The following is a 7,317-nucleotide window of genomic DNA, read 5'->3' as shown; positions in this document are numbered from 1 at the left end:
CCCCCTGGCGCTCATGTACAAAAGCGGCCGCCCGCGCCGCTCCACGCTGTCCAGCGCAGAGGCGATCACGTCCGCCCGCATCACCTGCCCCGGGCCGCCACCCGCAGGGGTGTCGTCGAGGAAGCCGCGCTTATCTGTGGAAAAGGCTCGAATGTCCACCGTTTCCAAGGACCACAGCCCGTGCTCGCGCCACGCCGTGCCGATCAGCGAGACGCCGAGCGGGCCGGGGAAGGCCTCCGGGAACATGGTCAGGACGGCGGCGTCGAAGGACATGCGCGCAAGGAGGCCGCTCAGGCGCGTTCGTCAAGCGCCGCGGCGCCTGCGGCGACACGCCCCATGCGCGAGCTGATGGACTCTTGCTCGTCTTTTGGTTGTATTTGCCCTGAACGCAGGGAGGGCATATGCCGGCGACCATCGACTTCACAGGGACCTCAGGCCCCTACCAGACCTACGCCGAGGACGGCTTCGAGCTCGCCTCCGACCCATCGCTGACCGACCCGTTCGTCGGCGGCCAGGCCGGCGGGGCCCTCGGGACCGGCGACTACCTCCAGGCCTTCTGGACCTCGCAGGACACCATCCTGACCCGCACCGGCGGCGGCACGTTCGGCGTCGTGGCGCTGCAGGTCGAAGGCTTCCGGTTCAACGGCTTCGACCCACTGGGCAATCCGATCCCCGACGCGATCGCCACCACCGTGTCCTTCATCGGCGTCACGGCCGATGGCACAGTGACCTATAGCTTCGTCACCGACGGAGCCGTGGGTTTCGAGACCGTGGAGCTGCCGGCCGAGTTCGCCGGGCTCTACGAGCTGCACTGGCAAGCGACCGGCGGCGCCGGCCTCATCCTGTTCGACGACATCGAGGTGTTCGAGAACCGCGCGCCGGTGGCCGTGGACCTGATCGACCAGGTGGCGGCCGACGCGGTCTATTTCGGGGCCGTCGCGGCGGTCGATCCGGATGGCCAGACCCTCGTCTACGAGGCGGTAGGCGCCCTGCCGGGCGGGGTCGGGCTGAACGCAGACGGCAGCCTCTATCTCGAACCCACCGACGGCGACCTCGATCTGCTGATCGGCCAATACCGCACGGTGACTTTCGACTACCGGGCCGGCGACGGCGAGACGTGGTCGGCGGTGCAGCAGGTCTCGCTGCGCATCGACGGCGTCAACGACGGCGGCCAAGTCTACCTCGGCACATCGGGCGACGATGCGCTCATCGGCCTCTACGGCCCCGACATGCTGGTCGGCGGCGCGGGCGACGACACCTTGGCGACCGGCGGCGGCGGCGAGGACGTCGCGCTCGGCGAGGCCGGCGACGACACCCTGACAAGCGGGTCTGGCCCGGCCGGCGCCCTGCTCGACGGCGGCGACGGCGGCGACCGGCTGACCGCCGGCTCGGCGCCCACCGCCTTCATCGGCGGAGCCGGCGACGACACCCTGACCGCCGGCAGCGGCGCCGACGTCTTCATCTACAGCGGCGCGATCGACCACGGCGACGACCGGATCGTCGGCTTCAACCCGCTGCAGGACCAGCTGTTGGTTCCGGGGTTGCATGTCGACGTGACGGCGACGCTCGGGTCACTGACCCAGGTCGGGCTGGACGTCGTCCTCAGCTACACCGACGAGGACATGGCGGCGCACGAGATCACCCTGGTCGGCGTCAGCGTCCTCAGCCTCACGCTCGGGAACATCATCGGCTAACGGGCGACGCTGGCCCGGGCCCGCTGCAGGTTGGCGCGGCGGGCGGAGGCGTCGTCCTCACCGGCGGTGAGGGCGGCGATCAGCGCGGTCTTGAGGGCGCTGCGGCGGCGGCTCTCGGTCAGCTTCCGGCCCTCGGCGTCGACGACGTAGAAGGCGTCGACGGCGCGCTCGCCATAGCTGTCGATGTGGGCCGAGACGATCGACAGGTCGGCGTCCGACAGGGTCCGCGCCAGAGCCGCCAGCAACCCGGGGCGGTCGCGGCCCGAGGCCTCGACAACGCTCGAGGTTTCCGACGCCTCGTTGTCGAGCATCACCGTGGGGGTGATGGCGAAGGCGGCGGCGCGGCCGAGGTCGCCCCGCCGGACCGGCTCGCGCGGGCTGACTTCGCCGCGGGCGGCGGCCTCCAGGTCGCGGCACAAGCGCTCGAGGGTGTGCTCGGCTTCGACGCCGAACGGCTGGCCCGCGACGTCCTGCAGATAGAAGACGTCGAGCGCCTGGTTGGTGCGCGAGGTGAAGACGCGGGCGCCGACGACGTTGGCGCCCGCGGCGGTCAGGGCCTGGGCGAGGTCGACGAACAGCCGCGGCCGGTCGGCGGCGGCGACGACCACCTCGGCGGCGTTGCGCTCGGCGCGGATCTTGGCCTCGGCCGCCGCGCCGCCGGCCTGCGCGGCGCGGGCGGCGAGCGCGGCGTGCGCCGCGACCTCAGCCTGCGGAAAGGCGGAGAAGTAGGCGTCCTCCATGGCGTCGGCCCAGACCTCGGCGCCCGGGTGGACCTTGGCGAGGGCGACGCGGATGTCGTAGGCGGCGTTCTCGTAGTGGCGGCGCAGGGTGGCGGCGACGTCCGAACCGCGGCCGCCGCGGAAGACCGCCTCGGTGGCGGTGTAGAGCTCGCGCATCAGCTGGCCCTTCCAGCCGTTCCAGACACCTGGACCGACCGCGCGGATGTCGGCGACGGTCAGCACCAGCAGCAGCCGCAGCCGCTCCGGCGTCTGGACGATGCTGGCGAAGTCGGCGACCGTCCGCGGGTCGGAGATGTCGCGCTTCTGGGCGTAGTCGCTCATCACCAGATGGTGCTCGACCAGCCAGGCGACGAGCTCGATCTTCGAGCGATCGAGGCCGAGCCGCTCGCAGGCCTGACGGGCGGCCCGGGCGCCGGCCTTCTCCTGGCCGCCGGCTCCGCCCTTGCCGGTGTCGTGCAGCAGCATGGCCAGGAACAGCGCCTCGCGATCGTCGATCAGCGGCATGACTTGGACCGACAATGGATGATCGCTCTCCAGTCGGCCGGCGGCGATGTCGGCGATCACGCCCACGGCCCGCAGCGTGTGCTCGTCCACCGTGTACGAGTGGTACATGTTGAACTGCATCTGGGCGACGATCCGCCCGAACTCCGGCAGGAACCGACCGAGCACGCCGGCCTCGGTCATCAGCCCTAGCGTGCGCTGCGGGTCGCGGCCGCGAGCCAAGATGTCGAGGAAGATCTTGGCGGCCTGAGGGTCGCGCCGCACGGCCGAGGTGATCAGCGGCGCCGCGCGGCTGGCGGCGGTGAAGGCGTCCGGGTGCAGGTCGAGGTTGCGCTGGTCGGCGAGGCGGAACAACCGCAGGAGGTTCAGCGGATCGGCTTCGAAGGTCTCCGGACCCTCGACGCCAAGACGGCCGCCGAATTCGTGGAAACCCGGCTCGTCCAGAGCCTTCTTCTTCGGCCGCCGCGCCGGCAACAGGCGCGAGATGCCGGTCGGGCGGCTCTTCACTTCCTCCGATTCCAGCTTGGCGGCGAACACCCGGGTGAGGGCGCCGACCTCCTTGGCGATCAGGAAGTAGCGGCGCATGAACCGCTCGACGGCGGGGTTGTCGGCCCGGTCGCCATAGCCCATCCGCCGGGCGATCTCCGGCTGGAGGTCGAAGGTCAGCCGCTCTTCCGGCCGGCCGGTGGCGAAATGCAGGTGCGAGCGCACCGCCCACAGGAAATCGAAGGCGCGCAGAAAGGTTCGAACGTCGCGCCGGTCGAACATGTCGAGCTCCATCACCTTCTCGAGGGAATGGCCCGGGCGCAGGTATTGGGCGATCCAGAACAGAGTGTGGAGGTCGCGCAGTCCGCCCTTGCCCTCCTTGACGTTGGGCTCGACAAGATAGCGGCTGGCGCCGGCGCGGGTGTGACGCTCGTCACGCTCCCTCAGCTTGGCGGCGACGAACTCGGCGCCTGTGCCTTTGATCACTTCGGCCTGGAACCGGCGGACCAGTTCGTCGGCGAGCGCCTCGTCGCCGGCCAGTCGCCGGGCCTCGAGGATCGAGGTGCGGATGGTGAAATCCTCGCGCGACAGCTTCACGCACTCGTCGATGGTCCGCGAGGCGTGGCCGACTTTGAAGCCGAGGTCCCACAGGGCGTAGAGCATGTACTCGATCACGCTCTCGGCGTGGGCGGTCTGCTTGTACGGCCGCACGAACAGCAGATCGATGTCCGAGAACGGCGCCAGGGTTCCGCGGCCGTACCCGCCGACCGCCATCAGGGCCAGTCGCTCGCCCTCGGTCGGATTGCGGGCGCGGAAGACGTGGACGGTGGTGAAGTCCCACAGAGCCGAGACCACCTCGTCGGTCACGCCCGACAGCAGGCGCGCGGTCTCGATGCCGCCGGCCCCGTCCTCCAGCCGCTCCTTGGCGATCATCCGGCCGCGGAACAGGGCGGCCTTGAGGATCTCCAGCGCCGCCTTCCGCTGATTGGCCTCGTTGCCGAGCTGTTCGAGCGCGGCGGCCGACAGCTGGGCGCGCAGCTTCACCCCGTCGACGACGTACTCCAGGCGGGTCGGGCGCAGGCGGGGCGGCATGGGCAGGGATATAGCATCGCCCATGGCCCGCGCCCTACCCTCTCCCGGTTCGACTCTTCCCTCCCGGCGCAGCGTCACTATGTTCCGGCGCCCATGCGCGCGGCCGCCGACAGATGACGAAGGGCTCCTATCGGGGCGGCTCCACCCTTACCGGCTGGAACGCCAACGGCTATGTCCCGCCGTCGCGCAAGCTGAAGGCCAAGGGCCGCACCGCCCAGAGCCGGGGCGAGAGCACAGCCGGCGACGAGGCCGCGCGCAGGAAGCATGGCTTGGCGCCGCGCAAGGCCGATCCCCGCAAGCCGGACCTGCGCGCCAGGGAGCAGGCCAAGGTCGAGCAGAAACAGAAGCTGCGGAAGATGAGCCGGACCAGCGCGCCCGTCGTGGTCAAGCTGAAGCGCCGCAAGCCGGCCAACCGCGTGGGGATCGCCCGGCGGGTGACTAGGGCATCAGCCCCTTGAGCTTGTAGAGCGCGTCCATCGCCTCGCGGGGGCTCATGCCGTCGAGGTCGAGGGCCGAGAGCGCCTCCTCCACCTTGCTGGGGCCGTAGGTCGTGTCCGGTTCGGCGACGGCGGCGAACAGCGGCAGGTCGTCGAGGTTGGCGGGACCCGCAGCCTCCCGTTCCAACCGCTCCAGCACGTCGCGGGCGCGGGCGACCACGGGACCCGGCACGCCGGCCAGCTTGGCGACCTGGACGCCGTAGCTGCGGTCGGCGGGCCCCGGCCCAGCCTCGTGCAGGAAGATCAACTCGCCGTTCCACTCCTTGGCCTTGAGGGACAGGTTGGCGACGTAGGCGAGCCGGCCTTCCAGCACCGCCAGCTCGTGGTAGTGGGTGGCGAACAGCGCCCGGCAGCGGTTGGTCTCGTGCAGCGCCTCGGCGCAGGCCCAGGCGATAGCGAGGCCGTCGTAGGTGGCGGTGCCGCGGCCGATCTCGTCGAGGATCACCAGGCTGCGCGGCGTGGCCTGAGTGAGGATGGCGGCGGTCTCGACCATCTCCAGCATGAAGGTCGAGCGGCCGCGGGCCAGATCGTCGCCGGCCCCGACGCGGCTGAACAGCCGGTCGACGACGCCGAGCCGCAGGCGCTTGGCCGGCACGAAGCAGCCGGCCTGGGCGAGCACCGCCAGCAAGGCGTTCTGGCGCAGAAAGGTCGACTTACCGGCCATGTTCGGGCCGGTGACGAGGGCGAGCCGCGGCCCGCCGGCCCCGGCCCCGTCCAGGCGGCAGTCGTTGGGAGTGAAGGCCTCGCCGGTTCGGCGGACGGCGGCCTCGACGACCGGATGGCGGGCCTGTTCGGCCTCAAAGGCGGAGGAACGGTCCACGACGGGGCGGCTCGCGCCGGCGTCGTCGGCCCACTCCGCGACGCCGGCCGCGACGTCGAGGCGGGCGGCGGCCTCGGCGGCGGTCTGGATGGCGGCGGCGACCGCGATGGCCGCGCCCCGCCAGGCCTCGAAGGTGTCGACTTCGATGGCGAGGGCGCGCTCGGCGGCCTGGGCGATCCTGGCGTCGAGTTCGGCCAGTTCGACGGTGGTGAAGCGGACCTGATTGGCCAGGGTCTGGCGGTGGATGAAGGTGGCGTTGAGCGGCGCCGCCATCAGCGGCTCGGCGGCCTTGGCTGTGGTCTCGACGAAATAGCCCAGCACGGCGTTGTGCCGGACCTTGAGCGCGACGCCGCTGTCCTGCGCCAGCCGCGCCTCAAGCTGCAGGATCACCCGGCGGCTGTCGTCGCGCAGGGCGCGGGCCTGGTCGAGCTCGGGGCGGACGCCCTCGGCGACGAAGCCGCCATCGCGGGCCAGGGCCGGCAGGTCGGGCCCGAGACCGGCGCTGAGCAGGTCGCGGAACGCCAGCAGATCGGCGTGCAGGTCCGGATTGAGCGCCGCCAGGGCGCCAGCGATCTCGGCCGGCGGCTCGACCAGCGGGGCGCGGGTATGGGCGAACAGCGCCACCACCTGCTCGGCGATCTCCAGCCCGTCGCGCAGGCAACCCAGGTCGCGCGGCCCGCCGCGGCCCAGGGCGAGGCGAGACAGGGCGCGGGCCATGTCGCCCATCGCCTTGAGCTTCTCGCGCAGGGCCTGGCGCTGGCCGCGCTGTTCACAGAACCAGGCGACCGCATCGAGGCGCGCGTCGATGGCCGCCGGGTCGAGCAAGGGGCGGGCCAGCCGGGCGGCCAACAGGCGTGCGCCCGGCGCCGTCACCGTCCGGTCGATGGCGGCGAGCAGCGAGCCGTCGCGGGCCCCGGACTGCGCCTTCTCGATCTCCAGGCTGGCGCGGGTGGCGGGATCGATGGCCATGACGTCGGCCTCGCCCGCCCGGCGCGGCGCCGACAGGGCCGGCAGCTTGCCGGCCTGTGTGGTCTCGAGGTGGGCGGCGACCAGGCCTAGCGCCGAGACCTCCGCGCCGGAAAGCTGGCCGAACCCGTCGAGGGTATCGACCCCATAGAGCCGCTTGAGCCGCGCCTCGGAGGCCGAAGGCTCGGCCAGGGCGCTGGGCATCGGCTGGACGAAGCCGCCGGCCATCTTCAGGGCGGCGCTCACCGCCTCGTCGGCGAACAGGCGGTCGGGGACCAGGATCTCGGAAGGGCCCAGGGCGGCCAGGGCCGAGGCGAGGCCGCCGACCCCGGTCGCCAGGCACTCGACCTCGCCGGTGGACAGCTCCACCGCCGCGACTGCGGCGGCCCCGGCGCGGACGGCGACCGCGGCCAGCCGGTTCGCGCCGCGGGCGTCGAGCAGGCCGTCCTCCGTCAGGGTGCCGGGGGTGACGACCCGGACCACGTCGCGGCGGACCACCGACTTCGAGCCGCGCTTCTTGG

Annotated in this window: 4 protein-coding genes and 1 pseudogene; 2 read left to right on the top strand and 3 right to left on the bottom strand. The window is 72.0% G+C overall.

The features are described from left to right. Positions 1-273: pseudogene (locus ACILRF_RS13145) on the bottom strand (tRNA (guanosine(37)-N1)-methyltransferase TrmD); the annotation flags it as partial. 128 nt (positions 274-401) lie between these two features. Here ACILRF_RS13145 and ACILRF_RS13140 point away from each other — a divergent pair. Further along, the gene (locus ACILRF_RS13140) at positions 402-1,694 is read left to right on the top strand and encodes a calcium-binding protein (protein ID WP_395673596.1); all 1,293 of its coding nucleotides are present in this window, start codon (positions 402-404) and stop codon (positions 1,692-1,694) included. On the opposite strand, the gene ACILRF_RS13135 is transcribed toward ACILRF_RS13140, so the two are convergent. Continuing rightward, complete coding sequence (locus tag ACILRF_RS13135; protein WP_395673594.1) at positions 1,691-4,513, bottom strand: [protein-PII] uridylyltransferase; 2,823 nt, start codon at positions 4,511-4,513, stop codon at positions 1,691-1,693. The genes ACILRF_RS13140 and ACILRF_RS13135 overlap by 4 nt on opposite strands. A 113-nt stretch (positions 4,514-4,626) precedes the next feature. Here ACILRF_RS13135 and ACILRF_RS13130 point away from each other — a divergent pair, with 113 nt between their 5' ends. Continuing rightward, positions 4,627-4,971, top strand: a complete 345-nt coding sequence (locus tag ACILRF_RS13130; RefSeq protein ID WP_395673592.1) for a hypothetical protein — start codon at positions 4,627-4,629, stop codon at positions 4,969-4,971. Here the strand turns inward: ACILRF_RS13130 and mutS are convergent. Then, positions 4,952-7,317 (bottom strand): DNA mismatch repair protein MutS (mutS, locus tag ACILRF_RS13125; RefSeq protein WP_395673590.1); only part of this gene is annotated, 2,366 nt, incomplete at its 5' end. The two genes, ACILRF_RS13130 and mutS, sit on opposite strands and share 20 nt — an antisense overlap.

Origin of the sequence: Phenylobacterium sp., assembly GCF_044236515.1 — a bacterium.
GTDB lineage: Bacteria > Pseudomonadota > Alphaproteobacteria > Caulobacterales > Caulobacteraceae > Phenylobacterium.
This window is presented reverse-complemented; position numbering and strand designations above follow the sequence as displayed.